Here is a 22,756-nt window from a genome sequence, read left to right on the forward strand (position 1 = left end):
GGACTTTGTTTTTCCCGCTCAAATACGGCTACTGATCACGCCGGATCCGGCAACCGATATTCATAGAAATCTGTCTCGGCATGCTTGGGGTTTGGCCCCCGATATTGCCACCCGCAGCGCCGATAGCAACACAGTGCCCGCGGGTTGAGACGGCTGACCGACAGCACCCCTCGCCGGCAGCCAGCCTGCCACAAGGTGCGACCGATATATTGCAGCAGCATATCGGCCATGCCTTGACCACGAGCCTGGGGCGTCAAATAGATCAGGTATATGTAGCCGGTTTCCGGTTCGGCTGAGACAGTGCAAAACTCCAGCTGCCCCACTATCTCGCCACCCCGCCAGACATGCAGATAATGCCACTCCTGGCTGGTCAGCCTCGCCGCCATCCGCTCCCGATAGCCCGTCAGAAACTCATCAAATCCCTCGTCGCGATGGAAGCTGCAAACATGGGCGTCCCGGCGGGCTGCCACACAAAACTCATAGTCACGCGCCAGGTTTATTTTTTTGAACTCGAGATTCATCGCCATCCTGTTTCATTGGGCAGACCGGCTATGGCTCCAGACAGATATAAACAGTGAGCAATGACATCAGTCGAATGACTCTTCAGCCTCTCTGATAGTGGAGGAGATCAGCTGTTCGAAGATTTCCATTTGTCCGGCAGGAATAAGCTGAGATTGCATCAATCTACGTTTTTCCGGACCAAAACACCGTTCGGCCACCCAACCAATCAAATAAACCAGTGAGAGGCAGCCGCCTGCCGTTGCAATATTTCCTTGCACGACCAAAGGAAAGTCCTGAACATCTCCCCCCATCTCCAGCAACTGGGCTTTGGCTGCAGGGTTGGTTGTTAATTTTTTCCCCTTCAGCAAGCCCAGTTCATGCAATATGAATGAACCAGCACAGATTGAGCCAATCAGCTGCTGCTGTGGGTCCAGCCGCAACGCGGACATGAACTCGCGGTCTTGCAGCGCAGCAGGGATACCACGCTGCCCGCTGGTGATCAGCACCACATCCTGATCACATGCTTCCGCCACATTTCCATCCGTCTTTACGTTGATACCAAGTGCAGAGCCATGCTCAGGCTTGGTTCCCAGTATTTTCACCGACCAGCTCTCTTTGTTTCTCCCAAGCAGGTCATACATCAAGAAAAAATCCACATCGGTGAAATCATCAAATAAAACAATACCAACCTTGTACATGGCTACCCCGCCCTCCCGTGCAGATAATCAGATGGATATGTAACGCGCCGCATGAAATATCACGTCATGTCGCCTTGAGATACTTTTTTACCTTCTTCAACGCCATATTGCGCTTTAGTGGTGAGAGATAATCGATAAACACCTTGCCCTGCAGGTGATCGATCTCATGCTGCATCACGATGGCCAGGAAATCGCAGCTCTTTACCGTGATAGGCACGCCATGGCGATCCAGTGCCGACACCACCACCGAGCCGTAACGCTCAACATCGGCATAATAATCCGGTACGGACAGACACCCTTCTTGGCCAAGCGCCGGTTCGGTGCCGCTTGTCACTTGCGGATTGATCAACACCAGCGGCTGATCCCGTTTTTCTGACAGGTCGATGATGACGATGGCTTCCTTGCGCCCCACTTGCGTGGCCGCCAGACCAATACCATTGTCGGTGGCATAGAGGGTTTCCAGCATGTCATCGATCAGGCCTTGCACGGTCGCGATATCTTCAACCTGCTCGGCCTTGATACCCAATCGCGGGTCGGGAACCGTTAAAATCTCTAGCATTGCCATGAGGGCTCTCCGTCAACCATTAGTACCTACGTATCACCGGCCGGGACAAGGAGACGAACGCCGGCTCTTCCGCCACCACCTGATAACCGAGGCGCCGATAAAATCCGATTGCCCTCTGATTGGCGCTAAAGCTCGACAGGGTCACCCGGAGTCTCCCCTCAGATGCCGCTTCGCGATGCAGCCGTGCCATGACGGCCGAGCCAAGCTGCCGGCCCTGATGAGGGGGGAAGATAATCAACAGATGAATGTGCAGCGCATCCTCGTATGGCTTGCAGCAGAGCAGACCGACTCGCTCGCCCCCCAGCAGGATCCACGAAAACCAGTGCGGCTCATATTCGTTGGTCAACCGCTCACGCTGAACGTCGTCATCCCAGCCAAAGACCGCCTCGACATAGGGAAAAATCCCCTGTTTGACGGCCGCAAAGCACTGTTCAAACTCACTTGACGCTATCCCCACCCGTTCGATCTCCATCCCCTCTCCTCGGCTCAACCATCTTGGCGGCCTGATGACCACCTCTCGTCAGACCGCCCACCCGCCATGGCATTCATGTCGTTTGGCCCCAATACTGATTTTCATTTGGGTATCTTACCGAACAATCTGGAGATGAAAAGACGGCAGGCATAAACAGGCGGGATAAGAGCAATAAGCCCCCGTTCAACCTCTCGGTAGAGGATACAGAGACGCAGACCAGGGGGGCGATGACGGGGTGGGACCGCGTCTAGGGCAGTACCTGAACATGAATGGAAATCGGGCCAACCTTGGGCCCGATAAGTTTAAGTGGGGCTCACCTCCTCCATAAAAATCAGCCGCAGCGGCTCTGCCAGCAGCGCCTCAGCCTCTGCGGCAAAGGCCTGGAAATAGTCAGTCTGGCAGTGACTGTCCAGCGCGGCCTGATTGATGAACGCCTCGCGCATGTAGAAGGTGCCCGGCTCGTCCTGCAATTCAAACAGCACGTAATCCAGGTTGCCAGGCTCACGCCGCGTCGGCGCAATGAGCTTGAGCAGCTCGCGGCGCAGCGGCTCTCTCATGCCGGCGCGGGCTTTCAGCACGGCGATGGATACCAGTTTGTCTGTCTCATTTTTCATCCAGTTTTCTCCGTTGTACATCGTCATCACGCCAGAGAGTGCAATCTGGACAGCTATTTATACTGCCGGATGCTCCCCCATCAGACGTTGCCCAGTGTAGGCAGGACGGTGGGGGGCATATAGGGGGGCAGAATGAACACAGTGTTCACCACGCCGTGCACAGAGGAACAAACGAGCGGGAGGGGTCATTACGCAAAGGGTGGCAACGTGACCCGCCAGGAGGCGGCACGGCTTGCTACCCCCTTGCTAAGGGCTAAGGGTCTGCAGACCAGGATTCAACATCAAGGCAATAGGTGGTGAAAGGGTGTTCGCCCAGGCGTGTTTTCCTCACCCAGATGGCCCGTCTGGCGAGGGAGCGGTAAGGTGGGCGGGTATCCAGCAGGTGAAAGAGGATCGTCCGATGGCCAAGCGCCCTCGCCCACCCCATCATCTCGTTGAAAATTGCCACGCCGCTTCCCCAGCCAACCCTGGTGAGCACGATGGCAAGCTCCACCCCCTCGTCATCGGGCTGGATACCGCACCACCCCACCAGGGTGCCGTCGAGAAAGATGGCGCGCACGCGGCAACCTGGCCGGGCGTCGACTCCCAGCTTGTACGCCATCCAGTCGCGCACCCCGGCCACATCGAAAAGCGGGTGAGGGATCAGGTGCTTTCGCAGCGTCTCATCGTTGAGCAGCGGCAGAAAATCCTCTGCCCTGACAGCAGAAAAGGGGCTGAACACCATGGAGGTCTCTCTCATTGCGCGAAGAGGCGCCCCTAGTAGGGGCTGCCATCCTTGTGTCTGGCTGACCAGGCGCCATCGGCACCCTGTACCAGGGCCAGATCGTCATCGGGATAGTCGACGGTGTCCCCTGGCAGCCTGTCCCCCACCTCGAGATAGACGGCGTCCACTTCACCGTGGTTGAGCAACTGGTGGGCCAGGCCGCTGCCACCCTTGAAGCCGATGCACTCCCCTGGCGACATCCGGTACTCCTCCTCCCCGTGGCGCAGGGTGGGATTGCCCGAGAGCACATAGACGAACTCGTCCTGCAGGCCGTGATGGTGTTTGAGCGCCGAGATGGCCCCCGGTGCCAGGGTCGTCAAATTGACCCCGAAATTGGTGAGGCCGAAATGATCCCCCAGCCTGCGCCGGGTGCGGTGCTTGACCAAGGAGGCAAAGGGCTCCGGATAAAGGGACTTTGCCTTGTGCTCGGGGATGGCCGCTGCCTGAATGGCGCGCTTGTCAGTCATGTTCTGATCCTCCCTGTGAATGACGTCTCTCTTTATAGCCTGCTTCTTAGCGGCAAAACATCAGCAGGGAGTTGAAGGAGTGTCTCGCACACCATGCCAAGAGAGAAGTCGGCGATGTCGGGGCCCGGAGAAAGAGCTCCACCAGGGCAAAGGGGGAATCTTGCCGGGAACGCAGAGCGTGATGCCCCTCTATCATCTGGCCTATCTCGTCGACCCACTCCCTCTTGCACCGCGCCAGCAGATAGCGCTCGGCATCCGCCTCCGATAGGGCAAGGTAATAAGGCGTTTGGAACCACTACAGCAGGAAGAAGCCTTCGATCGTCATGCGAGCCTCACCATACAACTCCACGCGACCGTCATCCCGTACCAGACAACGCAATGTGCCCTTACGCGCCCCCCCTTGCTGGACAATTAGCTCTTTCTTTCCTGTTCGTGCTGCCCAGAACGGCGCCAAGAAGGTATGCGCAGAGCCGGTCACCGGATCTTCGTTGACGCCAACCTGAGGGCCAAACCAGCGAGAGACAAAATCGAAGCGTTCATCGGCCGCCGTCACAATGACACCGCGGGTATCAAACTGCACCAGCGTATTGAAATCCGGGGCCAGTCTGTCGATGATCTGCCTGTCATCCACCAGCACGATCAGATCATCAGATTGCCATACCCCAACGATCCCTTCTTCTATACCGAGTGAAGCCAACAATCCCGATGGAGGCGTTATCTGAGTCACCGCCTTGGCAGGAAAGTCCATGCAGTATTCATGGCCTGAGCGGGTCACGGTAAGAAGTCCGCTGCGGGTGTGAAAATGAATGCGCTCACCAGCATGGTCCAGCTTGTTAAAAAGCACCCAGGCCGCGGCCAGAGTCGCATGCCCACACAAATCGACTTCGACCCCCGGTGTAAACCATCGCAAGTGATAACCATCCTCTGCCGGGATAAAGAAAGCCGTCTCGGACAAATTGTTTTCAATGGCGATTGCCTGGAGCACTTCATCATCCAGCCACGTCTCAAGAGGACATACCCCGGCCGGATTACCGCCAAAAGGCTGAGAGGTAAACGCATCCACTTGATAGAAGGGGATCTTTATCGAGCTACTACTCTTCATCGCATTTCTCCAGATAGTTGTAAATCGTGTATCGCGTCACCCCCAACATTCTGGCGACATGGTTGACACTACCTTTTATCTTGAAAAACCCCATGCCATGAATGTCTGATACGACGCGCCTTCTGAAGTCAATCTTGTTCTCTGAGCCTGTCTGCCGATATCTCTGCAATACATCATCCAACGTCTGGATGGATATATTGCTCGTCCTGCCACCCAGCCCTTCTTCCATGCCAGCTGGCAGGAAAAGATAATCCAGATCGCGCTTCAATTGATTGACAGTTTCCATATCGACATTGATGCAAAATGCCACCAATGGAGTGCCACCCTCGCCGTAATAGATTGTCGATGCGCTATTCAAGCGCTTCCCGGAAGCCGTCTTGGAAACATAACCGCTGAATGTGCGGTGCCTGATATCGGATGAGGCCTCGAGCAGCCCCAAAAAGCCCATGTCATCATCCGGTCCGGATAACAGCGCATCCCCTTTCTTGCGGCCACTTACATGCCCATTGACGATGGCGATGACGGACGCCTCGGGTCTGGTCAGATCATGTAATACCGCTTCGGTATTGGCGGGAATAGTGGTTCTAAGGGTGTCAAGGGATGCCGTCAAGGCAGTGATCAGACTGCCATGTTTCATGTCCATGTGAATTCTCTCTCTATGAAGCTGTCGCCTGGACTTCAACTTCCACATCCAGCCCAAATGCCAACGCGCTGCTAGTCACCGAGCGAGCCGGGAAGCCATTTGAAAACCAAGTGCGATACTCAGCGTTGAATTCGGCAAAGTGTTTCATGTCACTCAGCCACACTTGCACCCTGACGACCTGATCTAGGCTCACGCCCGCCCGTGTCAGCGTCCCGTCTATCGACTGCATAATCCGCCGGGTTTGCTCCACAACCGAACCATACAGCGGCTCACCACTGGCAGTCATCGAAACCTGGCCAGAGAGGAAGACAAAACCGTTCGCCTTCACTGCATCGGCAAAGGGAAAAGGCTTGTCGGTGGCATATCGTTCAATGGTCATGACGCTCGCACTCCCTCATAAATGTTACTGCGCCTAAGATAGCATCAGGCCTCCCTTTTTTAAACTTTTTTTGGAAATTCAACACAAAACAACAAAATACATTAAGTATCAAACTATTGAGATTGCACTCATCGTTTATCGGAACAATATGCGAGGCAGGGTTAGGGTGAGACAGTCTTGAGATAAGGAGAAATGAATGTAAAGGGACAGGGGATATGGCTGAAGCATTACGAGAGTGAGCTGGGCTGGCGGGCTGTAGAACCTCCCGTCACAGTGATGGGGGCAGATTAGGCCAGCCATCTGGCGGGCTTAATCAAACCCGTCCCTGATGGAACAGTCAGTACCATATGGATTTATGGCACTCCCCTTTTCAGATCGCTGGCTAATTCACTACCTCGACCCTGACCTTGATAAGCCCGGCGCGAGGATTGCCGATGGCGCTGAAGGCCGCTTTGGAGAGGTCGATGATGCGCCCGCGCGGGAAATTACCCCTGTCGTTGACCCTGACCACCACGCTCTTGCCGTTGGCGAGGTTGGTGACCCGCACCATGGCGCCGAAGGGCAACTCCATGTGAGCGGCGGTGTTGGCGTGGCGCTGATAAGGCTCACCGCTGGCGGTGCGCTTGTTGTGGTAGCGATCGGCGTAGTAGGAGGCGAGCCCCGTCTCGCTATAGCCGCGCCAGCTGCCGCCGTGGCTCTCGTCATAGCGGCTGCTGCAGGCGGCCAGCAGCACGGTGAGCGACAGCAGCAGCCCCTTTCGCAAAAATTGCCCCTTTTCAACCATGTGCCTTGTCCTTGCTCCCCTGCTGGGTTGTCGATGCCAATAAAACGGTAGCGGGCATGAGCGAACCGGCGTGGTGCCGGCCTGCCAGGGCCGCGCCGCTACTTTGCCACAGTTTCCAAACAAAACGGGAGGCCAAGCCTCCCGTTTTCATACCTTATCCGTCAGCCTCTGTCAGGCGATGAGTTTGTCATCGGCGAAGCCAAAGCCGCGCAGCCCCACCACATGCACGTGCTCGTGCTTGCCCTGCACCTTGCGGATGAGCTTGTAGGTGGTGCCCTTCTCGGGGCTGATGTTTTCGGGCGCGGCGATAAGCAGCTGCATATCCTGCCGCTCGCACAGCTCGAACAGGGTGGCGATGGATTTGCCATCCAGACGGGCCGCTTCGTCGAGGAACAACAGGCGGCAGGGAGCGATGTCCTTGCCGCGCAGACGGCGGGACTCCTCCTCCCAGCTGATCAGCACCATCAAGAGGATGGCCTGACCGGTACCGATCGCCTCGCCGGTGGAGAGCGCACCGCTCTCGGCCCGCAGCCAACCATCAGCACCGCGCTGCACCTCGATCTCCAGCTCCAGGTAGTTGCGATAGTCGAGCAGCACGTCGCCCATCACCTGATAGCTGCGATCCCCCTGCTCCACTTGCGGGTTGAGGCGCTGGAACAGCTTGGCCATCGCCTCGGAGAAGCTGAGCTCCTTGTCGGCGAACAGATCGTTGTGCATGGCGGTCTGGTCAGCCAGCGCCGTCAGCAGACGGGTGTGGGCCTCGCGGATATTGACGTTGAGGCGTACCCCGCGCACCAGACCGAAGGCGATGTTCTGCAAGCCCTGGTTGAGCACCCGGATGCGGTTTTGCTCGCGGCGGATGATGTTGGTGATCTTGGCCGCCACTTCGTGAGAGGAGAGCGACAGATGGGTTTCCCGCTGCTTGAGCTCGTCAGCCAGACGGGCCAGCTCGATCTCCATCTCCTCGATCGCCTCCACCGGATCATCGGAGCGGATGATGTCGTTGCGGATGCGATCCTTGAGGTAACGGTAGACCTGCACGTAGAAGGCGACCTTCTGCTCGGTGCTGCGATTGCCCTCGGAGAGACGCAACGCATCGCGCAGGGCCTCGTCGTGGGCCACCGCCACCCGCAGGGCGCCGAGCGCCTTGTCCGACATGGAGCGCAGCTCGTCGCTGTCAAGGTAGGCCAGCTCGCGCTTATTTAAACGCTTCTCGACGTCGGTCTCCCGCGCCAGTCGCACCACCCGCGACCAGCTCGCCTTGTGACCCACCAGGGATTTACGGGCGCCGTAGTAATCCTTCCCTTCCAGCTTGAGACGGCCGCCAAGGGATTCGATCTCGCGCTTGGTTACCTGCAACTGGGCCTCGGCGCTGGTGCGACGGGAACGGGTGCGGATCAGCAGCTCTTCAATCTCTTTCTTGTGGGCGCGCGCCTTCTCTTCCATATCGTCAGAGAGGGTCAGCCCCATAGCCGCCAGCTCCTGCTCGAACTCGGTCAGGGTCTGGCGCTTGGCCTCGACGCTGGAGTTGAGGGCTGTACGCAGTTGCAACGCCTCGGTGTGGCGCTGGGCAATCTGCTTGTGCTGCTCGCCGGCGGTGCGGGCCGCAAGCTCAGCCGCTTTCAGCTTCTCTTTGAGTCGCTCACTCATCTCGGAGGCCTTGCCCAGCAGGTCTTGTGCATCCTGATAGGCAAAGTGCGGCAGACGGGCCACCAGCTGATCGAGGGCATAGCAACGGCGCTTCTGCTCGGCCAGCAGATCGCTCACCTCATCATAGGCAGCCTGCAGCGCGGCCAGATCCTGCGGATCCTGACGCAGCACCTGCACCATGGTTTCCAGTTTTTCCAGCGACTTGCCGTGCTTGGCGATTAAGGCTTCGGCCTGTTTCAGGGCTTCCACATCGGCGTGGGCCGCCTCGAGGCGGACTGCCAAGTCTGTCTCGGCAAACAGGTGGGCAAAGGGCAGCATCCCCTGCACCAGCTGGATATGACGGGTCAGCTGGGCGGCGGCTGCTTTGGCATCACTCAGCTGCTTGTTGCATTCACCGATGGCACCTTGCAGCGCGCGCAGTTCGGCCTGCTTGGCCTGCACTTCCGCTTCCGGGTCGGGGCGGAAGGCGATATCCAGATGCTGGCCGATAAAATCGCGGAAGTGACCGTAGAGACGGTGGTACTTCTGCTGCTCGAAAGCGGCCTTGGCGTAACCCTCGATGAGCCCTTCGCGCTCAAGGTCCAACTGCTCGATGCGTTTTTCCCGGGCGGCGCGGCCAAACAGCGGCAACTCGGGGTAGCGGGAGAATCGCACCTGACGCTTGCTGGTGCGCACCAGCACGGCATCGCCCAGCTCGTCCGCTTCCACCAGATCCTCGTCAAAGGAGTCGGGGTTGCCCTGAATGAGGTAGATATCTTCCGGGCAATCTTCGAGCTTTTTCAGCCGCTCGATGGCACCCTCAAGGTCGAGCACCACCAGAGCGCTGCGAGCCGGGCCATAGAGCGCCGAGTAGTAAGGGGCATCGTCGATGGAGATGTCGTCGTAGACATCGGAGAGCAGTACGCCCCCCACCTGCTCGGCAATGCGGGCCAGGCGCGGATCCGCCTCGCCGGCCCCCAACTGCAGGTTGCGAATTTGCAGCTCCAGCGCCTGTTTCTGCGCCGCGATGCGGTTGCTCTCCTGCTCGAACTCGCGCTCCTTGTCGAGCACGGTCTGCATGCCGGCCGAAAGCTCTTCGGCGGTGGCGAGCGGCAGGCCGCTCTGCTCGCGCAGCTGCTCGAGCTTCTCGAACGATTTCAACCAGCGCGGCGCCAGCTTGGTGAGATCGCTGATATCGCGACCCAGCTGGGTGCCCTGATGCTCAAGGCTGGCGCGGCGCTGGTTCACCTCCGCCTGTTGCTCGGAGAGCTCCTCCTGACGGGTACGCTGGGCTTCGAGGAAGATCTCCAGCTCATCGCTGCTGGCGATAAGCTGGCCAGAGGCCTGCTGCAGCTCGTCACGCAACTTGAAGAGACTCTTCTGGCTTTCGCTCTCTTTCTCGAGGCGAGCCAGCGCAGCGCGCAGCCCCTGCCCTTGGGCAATGCGGGCCTTGTCTTCGATGTGACGCTTGAGCAGCGCCTGAGCGGTGGGCCAGGCGGCCTCGCGCACTGTTTCCGGGGCGATGCTGAGCAGCAGCGCCAGCGCCGCTTCGTGCTCGGCCACCGCCGCCTTGGCCAGCGCCAATTGCTGTTCGGCCCCCAGCACCCGGCTGGTGAGGCTCTGCTCGGCGGCGCGGAACTGGTGCAGGGTGTCGCTCGCCTGTTCGGCGGTCAGCCCCGGCAGCTCGCACTGCTCGCAGGCAGCATCGAGGGCCTGCACCGCCTGACGGTACTGGATGGCGCGGGTCTGCTGGATATCGAGCGCCTGTTGATAGTCGGCCAGCTGGGTCTTGAGGCTGTCGACTTCTGCCTGTGCCAGCTCCTTGCGCTCTTCCACTTCCAGCAGCTGGCCGTGGATCTCTTCCACCACCGCCTGCTGCTGCTCGAGTTTGTCAGAGAGATCCGCCAGATCGGCGCGGTACATCTCGATCTTCTTCTGCAAGCTGACAGCCGCCATCACCTTGGCCAGGTGCTCGGCGGCAGACTCCAGCTCGTCGGTCAGCAGCTTCTCGCGATTGGTGAGCTGCTCCACCTCGTCCGCCAGATAGATTGCACGCTGCTTCTCCTCGGCCAGCAGGCGACGCTTGCCTGCCAGCTCCTGGCGGGCCTTGAGGGCCAGCTCGGAGAGACGGTTCTTCTCGGCGGCGTTGCGCACATAGTCCGCCGCCACATAGTGGGTGGTCTCGGTAATGAGGTTCTTGAACAGATCACGCTGCCCTTGCGTCTCCTTGATCGCCTCCAGCGTGCGGCGGTTCTCGTAGATGGCCGCCTCCATGTCCTGGAACGCCTTGCGCACCCCGGAGTTCTCCGGCAGCAAGTATTCACGCAAGGAGCGGCTGATGGACGAGGAGATACCACCGTAGAGGGAGGCTTCGATCAGGCGATAGAACTTGCCGCGATCCTTTTGATCACGCAGCTTCTTCGGGGTGATGCCGAACTCGAACATGAAGTTGTGATAGTCGGTCACCGTATTGAACTTGGCGACCTTGAGCGCCCCCAGCTCGGCGGCGGCTCCTTTCAGATCGGCGAAGGCACGTACCCGCCCCTTGCCATCATCGAGCTTCTCCAGCAGCAGATCGGTGGGTTGCAACTGCTCCGGCACATCCACCAGCGCGAACGGGGTGATGTTGACCTTGTTGTCGCGGTTGGCCACTTGCTCCAGGTGAACGCCGACCCAGATCCGCTGCTCGCGGCTGTTCATCACTTCCAGAAGTGAATAGCAGTGGCCGCGCTGCAGCTTGCCGTAGAGCCCCTTGTCGCGGGACGCACTGCTCGATCCCGCTTCCGTAGTATTGCGGAAGTGAAGCAGTGACTGGTCGGGAATGAGCGCCGCGATAAAGGCCGCCATGGTGGTGGACTTGCCCGCGCCGTTGCCGCCAGACAGGGTAGTGACCAGCTGGTCGAGATCGAAGGTGCGGGCGAAGAAGCCGTTCCAGTTGACCATGGTCAGGGATTTGAATTTGCCTCTCACGACTTTGCCTCCATCTGGGCCTTGGATTTAACGCTGCAGGTCATCTTCCACCTCCAGTTCAAGCTGCTCTTCATCGAGATCCGCCTCGATATCCTCAAACAGCGAATCGCTGCTCGGCATCTCGTCGTCGTGGAAGATGGCTTCCCCTTCCTGGATCATCCGCAGCTGAACGGCGCGCGGATCTTCGTCAGAACGCACGTCGGCGGCAAAGCGGAACACCGACTCGTTGACCCGGAATTTGTCGCTGTTGCCAAGGGCGGTGATCATGCCAAGGCGGCGCAGGCGGCGCATGGAGGTACGGATCTTCTCCAAGAGCTTTTTCTTGTCCAGATCGGTGCCGCCGGAGCGGCTGTTGACCATCCGCAGCAGCTGCTTTTCATCGGCCAGGCTCAGCACCTCTTCCTGCAGTTCGCCCATGGCGAACACCCCTTCCGAGGCGAGCCTGTCCGGACTCAGGTAGAGGTAACAGAGTACCTTGCCCACCAGCATGTCGAGCTCGGAGAGGACGGTGGTGCCAATGTCTGCGCTCGGGCGCGGGCGCAGATAGAAGAAACCTTCCGGCGCCTTGATCAGTTCAACCTGATAGCGGCCGTAGAAGATCTCCAGCTCCTGGTGGTACTCCACCAGCGCCGAGTGCTGTTCGAACTCGTCGGCACTGATGTGGCGACCGGAGCGCAAGGCGGTGTCAATGCGCGGAAACAAGGGGTTGGCAATCGCCTCTGCGAGCCGCAACGGCAAGGGAAACTCAGTATTGATCAATGACATAGGCCTGAACCTTGGATCCAGCTTGGTTAATGGGTTTCCATGCGGGCTGACGATGCAGCTGGTGCTCGCCGCTGGCATGGCCCAGGCGCACGGCCTGGTCGATCAGAAGACGCGCCACGTCGAAGTGGGCATGGGCCGGGTAGTCCAGCAGGTACTCGCGCAGCACATCGGCGAGATCCAGTTGCTGGCCCTGCTCGGGGTAGCGGGCCAGGTAGCGCTCGATGCGCTCGGCCAGCTCCTGGTTGATGTCCACCATCTCCATGTACTCCATCTCGAGGGGCACCTCGCCGGTCACCTCCTCGTCGTGGATGGCGATGGTTTCGTCGCGCAGCTCCAGCAGGCGCGGCTCTTCGGCCACCCGCAGCAACCAGTTGTGCTGCTCGAAATTGCGGATGGAGTCGCGCAGCCGCTGGCTGAAGGCGCGGTTCTTGTCCATGTCGATGGCGTTGCGGATGAACTTGTGGACGTGCCTGTCATAGCGGGCCCACAGCTCGATGCATTGCTGGCCCCAGCTGGTGATGACATCCAGCCGCCCCTGCAGGGCGTGAGTCAGCTCCTCGACGTGGAACAGATCCTCGCGCCCCTGCGCCGCTTCCTGGATGTTCAGCAGGCCCGCCTGCAGGCGGTGGCCGGCGGCGTCCAGGGTATCTTGCAGCTCGCGCAGGGTCTGGCCGGTCTCGTGCAGCAGTTTTTCGCAGCTGTGGATGGCATCGACCCAGTTCTGGGTCAGCAGGGCTGCAATCTCGTTTTTGACCTGATTCTGCTGCTCGTCCATGGCGCGCTGGGTGAGATCGATCCGCCCCAGCGTCTCTTCCAGCGAGAAGGTGAGCCGTGGCAGCACCTCGGCATCCCACTGCTCGCGGGTATTGGTCTCGAGCGCCGCCTTGCGGGCGGTGTCGAGCTCGGCCGCCAGGTGTTCGAGCAGGATGGAGAGCTTGATGGAGTCAACCTGGCGCTGATCCATGAAGAAATCGACGATGCTCATGCCAAGGCGCGACAGGCGATAGAGGCTCTCCCCCGCCACCATGTCGGTGTTGAAGCGCGACAGCAGCTGCTGGCGAATGAGATCGTTGATGGCGTTGTTGGCGCGACCGGTGAGGGTCTCGTCCATCTGGCCGAAGGCGTTGCTGACGTAGCCAAAAGCATCGTGCAGCGCCGCTTCCGACAGATCCGATTCATCTTCGGACAGCGTCTTGATTGCAATCAGAAAGGCCAGCCGATCGGTGGGCAGGTTCAACGCCAACCCCTCCTGCCTGACCCATCCCACCATTTCGGGCAGGGTACGGGATGTACTCATCATGATGTTGTCATCTCGTTGTTGTATTGGGCGCAAAGCCTTGCGCGCGGCTACATCCGGTAGCATCAAAAAAGGGGGCCTCAGCCGGTGGGTTTTTGCGCCATCACGTGGATATAGCGCCCCAGGGAGATAAACGGCTCTTGCCGGCTATATTGCAGCTCCATGGCCAGCAGATCATCGAACTTTTCCCGCTGATCCTGCTTGTGGCGCATGTAGTCGTGGATCACCCGCACCCCGGTCTTGCCTATAATCTTGAGCCCGCCCCGGCCAATCCAGTCGTAGACCTGCTCCGGCAGTTGGGGATTGGTGGGGGTCAGCGCAGTCTGGCGCTTCTTGTTGAGCCCCTGGCGCACGTAGTCAAAATTGCCCACCACCAGGCTCTGGAACAGCAGACCGTGACGATTGTAAAAAAGCAGCGACAGTATGCCCCCGGCATTGACGAAAGGGAACAGACCGAGCAAGGTCTGGCGCGGCTCGGCGAGCCACTCCAGCACCGCGTGACAGAGCACCAGATCGAAGGTGCCGGTCACGTGTGCTTTAAGATCCTGAATGGGGCAATGGATGAGACGAATTCTGTCTTCCAGCCCCTTCTCGGCGATCTGGCTGCGCGCCAGCGCCAGCATTTCAGCCGACAGATCGCACAGCTCCACCTGATGGCCCATGGCCGCCAGCTTCTGGGCGAAATAGCCAAAGCCGCCCCCCGCATCCAGTATGCGCAGCGGCCGGTTGCCAAGGCGGGCCAGGCAGGCTTCGATGTCGCTCCACACCACTGTGGTGCGGATGCGCCCCTTGGTGGAGTCATAAATGTTGCGGGCGAACTTGTCGGCGCGCCCGTCAAAACTCTGATCTTGCTTCAAGACGAACTCAACTCTGTGGCCACGGGAAACGGGCCTGACGAAAAAGAGGGTATTCTGTCACATCCCGAATTTGCTGAAAACTCAAGGCGCAGCTCCCTCCCCCAGGTGATGGAAAAAACATCGTTTGGCGCCCACTTTGCCCCCGTTTCGCGCTTTTCGAGGTTGTGCGGGCAGGTACTGCACAACCTGTGTGCCTGGATGGCGCCATGCAGCCTTGGGAAGAGGCGCCTATACAAGGGAGCCAAAATCCTTAATAATTTTTTAATGCATTGTTATATAAGGAATAACAAGTGAACGCCCTGTTTGACCTCAAAAAGTGGCTGGGCCAGCTGCTGATGCCGCTCCCCTTTTCCCTCAGCCTGCTGCTGCTGGCGCTTTTGCTGCTCTGGTTCACCCGTTTCCAAAAGACCGGCAAGCTGCTGGCGACCCTCTCGCTGCTGCTGGTCACTCTGATGGGGATGCGCCCGGTGAGCTACGAGCTGGCCCGCGGCCTGGAGCAGACCTTCCCGCCCTTCGAAGTGAGCCAACATCCGGACATCGAGGCCATCGTGGTGCTCGGCAACGGCCATGTCAGCGACCCGGCGGTGCCCGAGCGGTCCTGGCAGAACAATATTGCGCTGGCCCGCACCCTGGAGGGGGTACGGCTGGCCCAGGCTTATCCGCAGGCGGAGCTGATTTTTTCAGGCTATGTATCGGGAGATCCCCTGTCGAACGCCGAGGTCAACGCCCGCATGGCGGTGAGCCTCGGCATTCCCCGCTCGCGAATGACGTTGTTTGAAAACAACAAAGACACCCACGACGAGGCAGTCAGCATCAGCCGTCATCTCAAGGGCAAGCAGGTGGCGCTGGTGAGCTCGGCAACCCATTTGCCACGGGCCATGGCGCTCTATCAGGGTCAGGGACTGAACGCCGTGCCCGCCCCCACCGACTACACCGCCAAGCAGAGTCAGGTGGCCCAGCCCCTCTACAGCTACCTGCCAAAAGGGCGCTATCTGATGTATTCCGAGGCTGCCATTCACGAATGGATTGGGGTATGGTGGGCCCGTTTGCGGGGGCAGGTTAACGATTGAGCAATCGAGCCTTTCATTCCTGATTTGGATCAGGAAAGCGAAAAAAAATTACGTCATTTGCCGCCGGGTCAGCTATCTTGGGCTCGGTTCAATTCATATAATGTCGCGCAATCAAATGCCTAGGAGATATACAAGATGAGACAGCACCTGGTAATGGGTAACTGGAAACTGAACGGCACCAAAGCTTCCGTCGAAGCTCTGATCAAAGGACTGACCCCGGCTGCTGCCGCTCATCCTTCTGTGCAAGTCGCCGTCTGCCCGCCGGTTATCTTTTTGGGTCTGGTTGAGCAACTGACCGCCGGCAGCAAGATTGCCTACGGTGCCCAGAACGCCGACGTTCACGAGTCCGGCGCCTTCACCGGCGAAAACGCTCCGTCCATGCTCAAAGCCTTCGGTTGCACCTACTCTCTGGTCGGCCACAGCGAGCGTCGTACCCTGCACGCAGAGACCGACGACGTGGTTGCTGCCAAGTACGAAGCCATCCAGAAAGGCGGTCTGATCCCCGTGCTGTGCATCGGTGAGACTCTGGCTCAGTTCGAAGCCGGCACCACCAACTCCGTGGTCGAAACCCAGCTCAAAGCCGTGATCGACCGTTGCGGTATCGCCTCCTTCGAGAACGCCGTCGTGGCTTACGAGCCGGTATGGGCCATCGGTACCGGCAAGACTGCCACCCCGGAAATCGCTCAGGCCGTTCACGCTCACATCCGTCAGTACCTGGCCGGCTTCGACGCCGCCGTGGCTGCCAAGGTACAGATCCTGTACGGTGGTTCCGTCACCGGTGCCACCGCTGCCGACCTGTTCGGTCAGCCGGACATCGACGGCGGCCTGGTGGGTGGTGCGTCCCTGAAAGTGGACGACTTCTCCCAGATCATCGCTGGCGCGGCCAAGTAATCGGCTGCCATGGAGGGGGCGCTTGCCCCCTCCTGCATATCGCTTTTCCTATGGCAGCCGCCGCATCCCATAGGAAAGCCGATATAGTAAAAGTGGCTTGTCTCATTCAACCATTTCGTATTCGACAACTCAGATCCAGAGGCACTCATGACCAAACAAATCAAACGTATTGGTGTTTTGACCAGTGGTGGTGACGCACCGGGTATGAACGCAGCCATCCGCGCCGTGGTGCGCGCCGGTCTGCATCATGGCCTGGAAGTCTACGGCATCTATGATGGCTACCTCGGTCTGCACCAGGACCGTATCGTCAAGCTGGAGCGTCACAGCGTCTCCGACGTGGTCAACCGTGGTGGTACCTTCCTCGGCTCCGCCCGTTTCCCCGCCTTCAAAGATCCGAAAGTGCGCGCCGAAGCGATCGAAAATCTGAAAAAGCACGGCATCGACGCCCTGGTGGTGATCGGTGGTGACGGCTCCTACATGGGTGCCAAGAAGCTGACCGAAGAGGGTTTCCCCTGCATCGGCCTGCCGGGCACCATCGACAACGACATCGCCGGTACCGACTTCACCATCGGCTTTGATACCGCACTGAACGTGGTGGTAGACGCCATCGACCGTCTGCGCGATACCTGCAGCTCCCACCATCGCATCTCCGTGGTCGAGATCATGGGCCGTCACTGCGGTGATCTGGCCATGTCCGCCGCCGTTGCCGGCGGTGCCGAGTACGTGATCGTGCCGGAAGTGGCGTTCGACAAGGACAAGCTGCTGCAACAGATCAAGGAAGGCGAAGCCAAGGGCAAGAAGCACGCCATCATCACCATCTGTGAGCACGTCACCGACGTGAACGCCCTGGCGAAAGACATCGAAGCCCTGACCGGCCGCGAAACCCGTGCCACCATCCTGGGCCACATCCAGCGTGGCGGTACCCCCACCGCACGTGACCGCATCATGTCCAGCCGCATGGGCGCCTACGCCGTCGAGCAGCTGCTGGCCGGTCACGGTGGCCGCTGCGTCGGCATCCAGCGCAACGAGATGGTGCATCACGACATCATCGACTGCATCGAGAACCTCAAGCGCCCGTTCGATCAGGAGCTCTACGATCTCTCCACCACCCTGTTCTAAGCACCGCTTTCAGGTTGCTGTGACAAAAGCCCTCCACTGGAGGGCTTTTTCATTGGGCCCTGCTCGCCACGCCCGGGCCATGATGCCACCTCGTTGCAACCATCCTTGCTCTCCTCGCAGCACTTCCTCTGTTTATCGCCTGCCCACCATCCCCCTTCTTCGGGGCTCCTTGACCCGTTAACCGATTCAAGTGGCATTGCGTCAGTTCAGGGCTGAAACAACGCGGTACACGGCCCTCTGCAGTCCGGCTTCTGCCAAGAACAGCACCACCTCTCTGCATACTCTTCTTCTCCTGCACCTTGGCGTTGCCGACAGCAGGTGTTCCATCGGACCGCCAACATGCCTGGAAAAGATCCGAACAGAGACGAAAAGTGGGCCGACAGAGCACCATCAGCAGAGGGGATTTTGCAAAAAGATGGGAAGAGATATGTCAGAAGGTGGCGTCACGACAGGGAAAAACCGTTCGACTACGATAAAAACATGTTGGAGACGGAAAATGACGCTGACAGCAGCCCAAACCATGGCAGGGTCATCACTCTCCTCTAAAAACCATCATTTTTTGCCGACATAATTTTAAAAAAACAAAAAAAGCCTCATATAAAACCCATTGTCTGCATCGTAATGAAATTAACTAATACATTGTTTTAATTGAGATAACTTAATATTCAACTTCTCTCCATCAAACAGAATGACCATCGAGATGATAAAGTGAGCTTAAAATTGCAAAAATGAAGCTTTCGATGACCACAAGCCACATCTCAACCAATAAATGCAGTTTACTATTGTTTTACCGCACAATTGTGGTATCTTGGTTCCATCAACAGTCAGCCAAGGGAGACAAAAATATGAAAGAGTTTGTGGTTACTGCAGTTTTTACTGTGTTTTTCACTCTGGTTGCCGTCTCTCTGCCGTCACTGTCACAGCTTTGAGGCGGTTAGTTGCCCACTCAATGACCCTGATGGGCAACGACAGGCATCGCCACGCTGGTTAATTCACCGCTTAATGTCATTTTTTTGTAGTTCATCGAAAACAACGACAATTACGGCCATTAGTACGACCAAGCGAACATAATTGCAGCTGCCTGCCAGAGGTAGCCCGTAAACAGGGGGAGCCAGTGGCTCCCCCTGTTGCGTCTGTGGGATTTACTCTTGCCCCCCTGCCCGTCACAATGTCCGCTGGATTCGCCATGCAGGAATTACCATGACACAAGATGCGCTAAGCCATTGGCGTCGTGATCTTCATCGTCTGCCCGAAGCGGCCTGGTGTGAATTTCGTACCAGCTCCCTCATCGCCCACCACCTCAGTGAACTCGGTTTCTCCATCATGCTGGGCGACAAGCTGCTGGCCAGCAACCTCATCATGGGACGCAACATCGACGTGCAGGCCCAGAAGGAGCGAGCCCTGCGCCAGGGTGCCCATCCGGACTGGCTGGGCAGGATCGAAGAGATAACGGGCGTAATGGGACTGTGGGACAGCGGCCGTCCGGGCCCGACCCTGGCCTTTCGCTTCGACATCGATGCAGTGGAGGTCGAAGAGAGCCAGGATGAGCTGCATCCTCCCAGCCAGGAGGGGTGGCATTCGCGCAACACCGGCTGGATGCACGCCTGCGCCCATGACGGCCATACCGCCATCGGGCTGGTACTGGCCGAGCGGATCGCCGCCCTCGCCGATCGGTTGAACGGCCGCATCAAGCTGTTCTTCCAGCCCGCTGAAGAGGGATGTCGCGGCGGCAAGGCACTGGCCGCCGGCGGTCAGCTCGACGACGTGGATGCCCTGCTGGCGCTGCACATTGGCATTCATGCCAACAGCGGCGAGCTGGTGGTCAATCCCACCGAGTTTCTCTGCTCCACCAAGTTCGATGTGGAATTCATGGGGCGTGCCGCTCACGCGGGGCTTGAGCCCAACGCCGGCAGCAATGCGCTGGCGGCGGCCTGCATGGCCACCACTGCCATGCTCGGCATCGCCCGCCACCGCGATGGCATGACCCGTATCAACGTGGGCCAGCTCCATGGCGGCAGCGGCCGCAACGTGATACCGGGTCACGCCCTGTTGCAGGGGGAGACCCGGGGCGCCACGCCGGCCCTCAACGACTACATGTTCAGCCAGGTGCAGCAGATGGTGGAAGGGGCTGCGATGATGCAGGGCGCCACCTACCTCATTCGCAAGCAGGGTGAAGCCATCGGCATCGACAACAGTCCGGCCCTGCTCGAAGAGATCATTCCGCTCGCCCAGGCGCTCAAGCTGGAAACCATCCATACCCGCCGTTTCGGCGCCAGCGAGGATGCGGGCTTTCTCATCGAGCGGGTGCAGCGAAGCGGTGGCGAGGCGGCCTACCTGATCCTGGGGGCCAATCTGGCGGCACCCCATCATCACCCGGAGTTCGACTTCGACGAGGCCGTGCTGGCCCCTGGCGTAGCACTGCTGGAGTCCTGGTTGCTGGCCCGCCTCGGCCGCTAGCAAACAGCCGGAAACAAACAAGGCAGCCCGCGGGCTGCCTTGTTTGTTTCACCCCTTCTTGTCTGGCAAGGGGGTCTGTTGCACCTACTGTCCCAGCACGATGGCCGAGAGGTGGGCGAAGTGGTGGATCTCGTGGGTCGCCTCGCACGGACCATCCTGGCGAGCCGGGTTGTACCAGCAAGTTGCCAGCCCCTGCGCCGCAGCGCCGGCGATATCGGTCTTGGGGTTGTCTCCCACCATCAGCACCCGCGCCGGATCCGGGCGCTGCATCAGCTCGAGGGCATGCTGGAAAATGGCCGCCGCCGGCTTGGTCACCTGTACCTCGTCCGAGATCACCAACGGCTCGAACCACTCGTTCCAGCCCAGCTTGTCGAGGCGGCCGCGCTGCGGAAGGCTGAAACCGTTGGTGATGATCCCCATCTTCACCTTGCTCTTCAACGCCTGCAGCGTCTCTACCACCCCCTCCAGCGGCATGCTCAGGGCAATGATCTGCTGCAGGAAGGTGTCATTCATCGCCATCGGCGCCACGTCCACCTGTTCGGCAAACAGGGAGAAACGGGTCTGCTGCAGGTGGGCGGCATCGATCTCGCCGGAGTTGTACTGCTGCCAGAGCCGGTGGTTGAGGGCGTGGTACTCCGCCATCTTGGGCGGGGTCGGCGTCACGCCGTAAATGTGCAGCGTCTGTTCCAGCGCCTTGGCGACCGGGAAATCGAGCAGTGTTTCGTCCAGATCGAACAACACCCAGTCATAACTTGGTACTTTCACGGGATCCCTTACTGTTCTGGTTGATCAAATTCATTGCGCCGCCCCAGCGGGCCGGCCAGCAGATCCAGTGTCAATCTGACCCCGAATCCGGTCACCTCGCTGCTGACCACGCCATTGCCGCCCTTGTTGCGAAAACCGCTCAAGTCGAGGTGCAGCCAGGGGGTCTGGGCGGGTACGAAGCGGCTGAGGAAGCGGGCCGCATCGATGTGATCCGGCGACGAGCCCGGCGCACACTGTAACAGATCGGCCCACTCGCTATCGAGGTTGTCGTCGTAGTCCTCATCCAGCGGGAATGGCCAGATCCGCTCGCCGCTGCGCTGGCCCAGATTGATAAGCTCCCCCAGCCACTGGGGGCGGTTGGTGAAGGCGCCGCTGTAGCGACTGCCGAGCGCCCGCTTGCAGGCCCCGGTCAGGGTGGCGTAGTCGATCAGCAGATCCGGATTGTCCTGCACCGCCATGCAGAGGGTATCCGCCAGCACCATGCGCCCCTCGGCATCGGTATCCACCACCTCGATGGTGGTGCCGTTGAGGGCAGTCACCACCTCCCCCGGCCGGTAGGCGAGCGGGCCTATGTGGTTCTCGGCGATGGCGAGCCAGCAGTGCACCTCATAGGGCAACCTGGCGCGACTGATGGCGTGGAGCGCCCCCAATGCCACCGCGCTGCCCCCCATGTCCAGGTGCATGCCATACATGCTGCCGGAGATCTTGAGGTTGTAGCCGCCCGAATCATGGCAGATCCCCTTGCCCACCAGCGCCAGCCGCCGCACCGCATTGGGCGGGCAGTAGCTCAGCTTGACCATGGCGGCCTGGTTGTCTTCCGAGCCGCGCGCCACCGCGATGAAGGCGCCAGCCCCCCGCTCGGCGAGCTGGGCCTGATCGTACTCATGCCACTGCCACCCCTCGCGCTGGGCGAGCTGGCGTACCCACTCCCGGTAGCTGCGGGCGGTCAGATCGGAGGCCGGCGACACCGCCAGATGGCGCGCCAGACCGTTGCCCTCCACCTCGGCATAGATCCGCGCCAGATCCAGCACGCAATTGGGGGACACCGAAATCTGCTGGTAGCGCCAGGGATCTTCGCTGCGATGCTTGTGACTGGGCAGCGGCACGTTGGCGGCCAGCAAGGTGGCCAGCACCAATTCGGCCAACAGCGTGGTATCGGCCTCGTCAAAGCCTTCCAGGTGCAGCCCCAACCGCTCGATCTTGAGCCCGGCCAGCGGCGCAACCCAGCTGCGCACCTGCTTGTAGAGGGCATGATCGCGCGCCGGGTGTGCCGGCAGGAAGATCAGCAGTTGCAGGGTATTGTGCAGCACCAGGCTGTAGGGCGCTTTCTGCCCCAGCGCGATCTGGGCGCCGACGGCGGCAAATTCGGGCAGGGCCAGCAGGCTTTCGCGCCGATCTTCGGCGCAGATCAGCAAGTTGGCGGCAAGGCCGTTGGTGAGGACGGCAGCGAGGCCGGCGTCGTGAATGTCGATCTGCGGCGGCAGATAGGTAAATGGTTGCATCATTGGGCAAGGCCCTCATCCATGAAGAGATACCAGTGATGATACCCAACAAAGCGGGGTCACAGCCAGATTTGCACTTGAAAATCAATATCAAGCGTGAGGGCGACACAAAGCAAAAAAACCGCGAAGGCGGCTGGATGAAAAACTGGAGAATTAGCGTAATAGAGTAAAGGAAGTTGGTTGCGGGGGCCGGATTTGAACCGACGACCTTCGGGTTATGAGCCCGACGAGCTACCGAGCTGCTCCACCCCGCGTCCGAATTGTACTGCCACCACAAGAGACAGAGCAGTTGCCTCTTGCTGTCTTCGTCTCCACCACAGCGCGATGCGCTTGCCATGGACACAAATAGTTGGTTGCGGGGGCCGGATTTGAACCGACGACCTTCGGGTTATGAGCCCGACGAGCTACCGAGCTGCTCCACCCCGCGTCCGAATTGTACTGCCACC

Annotated in this window: 21 protein-coding genes and 2 tRNA genes; 4 read left to right on the plus strand and 19 right to left on the minus strand. The window is 59.5% G+C overall.

Features of this window, described 5'->3' with window-relative positions:
- Positions 1-35: 35 nt before the first annotated feature.
- The 15 genes from AACQ43_RS13415 to cmoM form a co-directional block, all read right to left on the minus strand.
- The gene (locus tag AACQ43_RS13415; RefSeq protein WP_168967595.1) at positions 36-521 is read right to left on the minus strand and encodes a GNAT family N-acetyltransferase; all 486 of its coding nucleotides are present in this window, start codon (positions 519-521) and stop codon (positions 36-38) included.
- 66 nt (positions 522-587) lie between these two features.
- A complete protein-coding gene (locus AACQ43_RS13420) occupies positions 588-1,199 on the minus strand; it encodes a DJ-1/PfpI family protein (protein ID WP_168967596.1) in 612 nt (203 codons plus the stop codon).
- Positions 1,200-1,263: 64 nt separating this feature from the next.
- Positions 1,264-1,764 (minus strand): peptide deformylase, encoded by a 501-nt coding sequence (gene def / locus AACQ43_RS13425; RefSeq protein ID WP_010634075.1) that lies wholly within the window; start codon positions 1,762-1,764, stop codon positions 1,264-1,266.
- 19 nt (positions 1,765-1,783) lie between these two features.
- The gene (locus AACQ43_RS13430) at positions 1,784-2,236 is read right to left on the minus strand and encodes a GNAT family N-acetyltransferase (protein WP_168967597.1); all 453 of its coding nucleotides are present in this window, start codon (positions 2,234-2,236) and stop codon (positions 1,784-1,786) included.
- A 302-nt stretch (positions 2,237-2,538) separates the two neighbouring features.
- Entirely contained in the window at positions 2,539-2,850 is a 312-nt protein-coding gene (locus AACQ43_RS13435) for a putative quinol monooxygenase (protein ID WP_168967598.1), read from the minus strand.
- Positions 2,851-3,103: 253 nt separating this feature from the next.
- Positions 3,104-3,589 (minus strand): GNAT family N-acetyltransferase, encoded by a 486-nt coding sequence (locus AACQ43_RS13440; RefSeq protein WP_042889034.1) that lies wholly within the window; start codon positions 3,587-3,589, stop codon positions 3,104-3,106.
- Positions 3,590-3,606: 17 nt separating this feature from the next.
- Complete coding sequence (locus AACQ43_RS13445) at positions 3,607-4,080, minus strand: cupin domain-containing protein (protein ID WP_017787997.1); 474 nt, start codon at positions 4,078-4,080, stop codon at positions 3,607-3,609.
- Positions 4,081-4,375: 295 nt separating this feature from the next.
- The gene (locus AACQ43_RS13450; RefSeq protein WP_168967599.1) at positions 4,376-5,182 is read right to left on the minus strand and encodes a PhzF family phenazine biosynthesis protein; all 807 of its coding nucleotides are present in this window, start codon (positions 5,180-5,182) and stop codon (positions 4,376-4,378) included.
- A complete protein-coding gene (locus AACQ43_RS13455; protein WP_168967600.1) occupies positions 5,172-5,825 on the minus strand; it encodes a helix-turn-helix transcriptional regulator in 654 nt (217 codons plus the stop codon). Before AACQ43_RS13455 ends, AACQ43_RS13450 begins: the two co-directional genes overlap by 11 nt.
- Positions 5,826-5,838: 13 nt before the next feature.
- Positions 5,839-6,204 (minus strand): RidA family protein, encoded by a 366-nt coding sequence (locus AACQ43_RS13460; protein ID WP_168967601.1) that lies wholly within the window; start codon positions 6,202-6,204, stop codon positions 5,839-5,841.
- Between the two features lie 382 nt (positions 6,205-6,586).
- Entirely contained in the window at positions 6,587-6,988 is a 402-nt protein-coding gene (locus AACQ43_RS13465) for a septal ring lytic transglycosylase RlpA family protein (protein ID WP_168967602.1), read from the minus strand.
- A gap of 171 nt (positions 6,989-7,159) precedes the next feature.
- Positions 7,160-11,587 (minus strand): chromosome partition protein MukB, encoded by a 4,428-nt coding sequence (gene mukB / locus AACQ43_RS13470; protein ID WP_168967603.1) that lies wholly within the window; start codon positions 11,585-11,587, stop codon positions 7,160-7,162.
- 27 nt (positions 11,588-11,614) lie between these two features.
- The gene (mukE, locus tag AACQ43_RS13475) at positions 11,615-12,352 is read right to left on the minus strand and encodes a chromosome partition protein MukE (protein ID WP_011706220.1); all 738 of its coding nucleotides are present in this window, start codon (positions 12,350-12,352) and stop codon (positions 11,615-11,617) included.
- Positions 12,333-13,652 (minus strand): chromosome partition protein MukF, encoded by a 1,320-nt coding sequence (gene mukF, locus AACQ43_RS13480; protein WP_017410171.1) that lies wholly within the window; start codon positions 13,650-13,652, stop codon positions 12,333-12,335. The genes mukE and mukF overlap by 20 nt, the downstream gene beginning before the upstream one ends.
- 77 nt (positions 13,653-13,729) lie before the next feature.
- On the minus strand, positions 13,730-14,506 hold the full coding sequence (gene cmoM, locus AACQ43_RS13485) for a tRNA uridine 5-oxyacetic acid(34) methyltransferase CmoM (RefSeq protein ID WP_168967604.1): 777 nt from the start codon (positions 14,504-14,506) through the stop codon (positions 13,730-13,732).
- Between the two features lie 299 nt (positions 14,507-14,805).
- Here cmoM and elyC point away from each other — a divergent pair, with 299 nt between their 5' ends.
- From elyC to AACQ43_RS13505, 4 genes are all read left to right on the plus strand, one after another.
- A complete protein-coding gene (gene elyC, locus AACQ43_RS13490) occupies positions 14,806-15,576 on the plus strand; it encodes an envelope biogenesis factor ElyC (protein ID WP_049047497.1) in 771 nt (256 codons plus the stop codon).
- 135 nt (positions 15,577-15,711) lie between these two features.
- On the plus strand, positions 15,712-16,467 hold the full coding sequence (gene tpiA / locus AACQ43_RS13495) for a triose-phosphate isomerase (protein WP_011706224.1): 756 nt from the start codon (positions 15,712-15,714) through the stop codon (positions 16,465-16,467).
- Positions 16,468-16,614: 147 nt separating this feature from the next.
- Entirely contained in the window at positions 16,615-17,586 is a 972-nt protein-coding gene (gene pfkA / locus AACQ43_RS13500; RefSeq protein ID WP_011706225.1) for a 6-phosphofructokinase, read from the plus strand.
- A gap of 1,200 nt (positions 17,587-18,786) precedes the next feature.
- Positions 18,787-20,043, plus strand: coding sequence for a M20 family metallo-hydrolase (locus AACQ43_RS13505; RefSeq protein ID WP_146062662.1), 1,257 nt, complete (start codon positions 18,787-18,789; stop codon positions 20,041-20,043).
- An 84-nt stretch (positions 20,044-20,127) separates the two neighbouring features.
- Here AACQ43_RS13505 and yjjG read toward each other — a convergent pair whose 3' ends face one another.
- From yjjG to AACQ43_RS13525, 4 genes are all read right to left on the minus strand, one after another.
- Positions 20,128-20,808, minus strand: coding sequence for a pyrimidine 5'-nucleotidase (gene yjjG, locus AACQ43_RS13510; RefSeq protein ID WP_146062663.1), 681 nt, complete (start codon positions 20,806-20,808; stop codon positions 20,128-20,130).
- Positions 20,809-20,816: 8 nt separating this feature from the next.
- Positions 20,817-22,313, minus strand: coding sequence for a M17 family metallopeptidase (locus AACQ43_RS13515; protein ID WP_168967605.1), 1,497 nt, complete (start codon positions 22,311-22,313; stop codon positions 20,817-20,819).
- Positions 22,314-22,487: 174 nt separating this feature from the next.
- Positions 22,488-22,564 (minus strand) — tRNA-Met (locus AACQ43_RS13520).
- Between the two features lie 96 nt (positions 22,565-22,660).
- Positions 22,661-22,737, minus strand: a tRNA-Met gene (locus AACQ43_RS13525).
- Between the last annotated feature and the right edge of the window lie 19 nt (positions 22,738-22,756).

Origin of the sequence: Aeromonas sp. DNRA1 (assembly GCF_963888745.1) — a bacterium.
Lineage (GTDB): Bacteria > Pseudomonadota > Gammaproteobacteria > Enterobacterales > Aeromonadaceae > Aeromonas > Aeromonas hydrophila.

Bases quoted from the DNA above. Each gene is read 5' to 3' on its own strand.
- AACQ43_RS13465 (WP_168967602.1), bottom strand. From the start codon at position 6,988: ATGGTTGAAAAGGGGCAATTTTTGCGAAAGGGGCTGCTGCTGTCGCTC.
- AACQ43_RS13515 (WP_168967605.1), bottom strand. From the start codon at position 22,313: ATGATGCAACCATTTACCTATCTGCCGCCGCAGATCGACATTCACGAC.
- AACQ43_RS13435 (WP_168967598.1), bottom strand. From the start codon at position 2,850: ATGAAAAATGAGACAGACAAACTGGTATCCATCGCCGTGCTGAAAGCC.
- AACQ43_RS13445 (WP_017787997.1), bottom strand. From the start codon at position 4,080: ATGACTGACAAGCGCGCCATTCAGGCAGCGGCCATCCCCGAGCACAAG.
- def (WP_010634075.1), bottom strand. From the start codon at position 1,764: ATGGCAATGCTAGAGATTTTAACGGTTCCCGACCCGCGATTGGGTATC.
- tpiA (WP_011706224.1), top strand. From the start codon at position 15,712: ATGAGACAGCACCTGGTAATGGGTAACTGGAAACTGAACGGCACCAAA.
- mukE (WP_011706220.1), bottom strand. From the start codon at position 12,352: ATGTCATTGATCAATACTGAGTTTCCCTTGCCGTTGCGGCTCGCAGAG.
- AACQ43_RS13415 (WP_168967595.1), bottom strand. From the start codon at position 521: ATGAATCTCGAGTTCAAAAAAATAAACCTGGCGCGTGACTATGAGTTT.
- AACQ43_RS13455 (WP_168967600.1), bottom strand. From the start codon at position 5,825: ATGGACATGAAACATGGCAGTCTGATCACTGCCTTGACGGCATCCCTT.
- AACQ43_RS13430 (WP_168967597.1), bottom strand. From the start codon at position 2,236: ATGGAGATCGAACGGGTGGGGATAGCGTCAAGTGAGTTTGAACAGTGC.
- AACQ43_RS13450 (WP_168967599.1), bottom strand. From the start codon at position 5,182: ATGAAGAGTAGTAGCTCGATAAAGATCCCCTTCTATCAAGTGGATGCG.
- pfkA (WP_011706225.1), top strand. From the start codon at position 16,615: ATGACCAAACAAATCAAACGTATTGGTGTTTTGACCAGTGGTGGTGAC.
- AACQ43_RS13420 (WP_168967596.1), bottom strand. From the start codon at position 1,199: ATGTACAAGGTTGGTATTGTTTTATTTGATGATTTCACCGATGTGGAT.
- mukF (WP_017410171.1), bottom strand. From the start codon at position 13,652: ATGATGAGTACATCCCGTACCCTGCCCGAAATGGTGGGATGGGTCAGG.
- AACQ43_RS13440 (WP_042889034.1), bottom strand. From the start codon at position 3,589: ATGAGAGAGACCTCCATGGTGTTCAGCCCCTTTTCTGCTGTCAGGGCA.
- AACQ43_RS13460 (WP_168967601.1), bottom strand. From the start codon at position 6,204: ATGACCATTGAACGATATGCCACCGACAAGCCTTTTCCCTTTGCCGAT.
- AACQ43_RS13505 (WP_146062662.1), top strand. From the start codon at position 18,787: ATGACACAAGATGCGCTAAGCCATTGGCGTCGTGATCTTCATCGTCTG.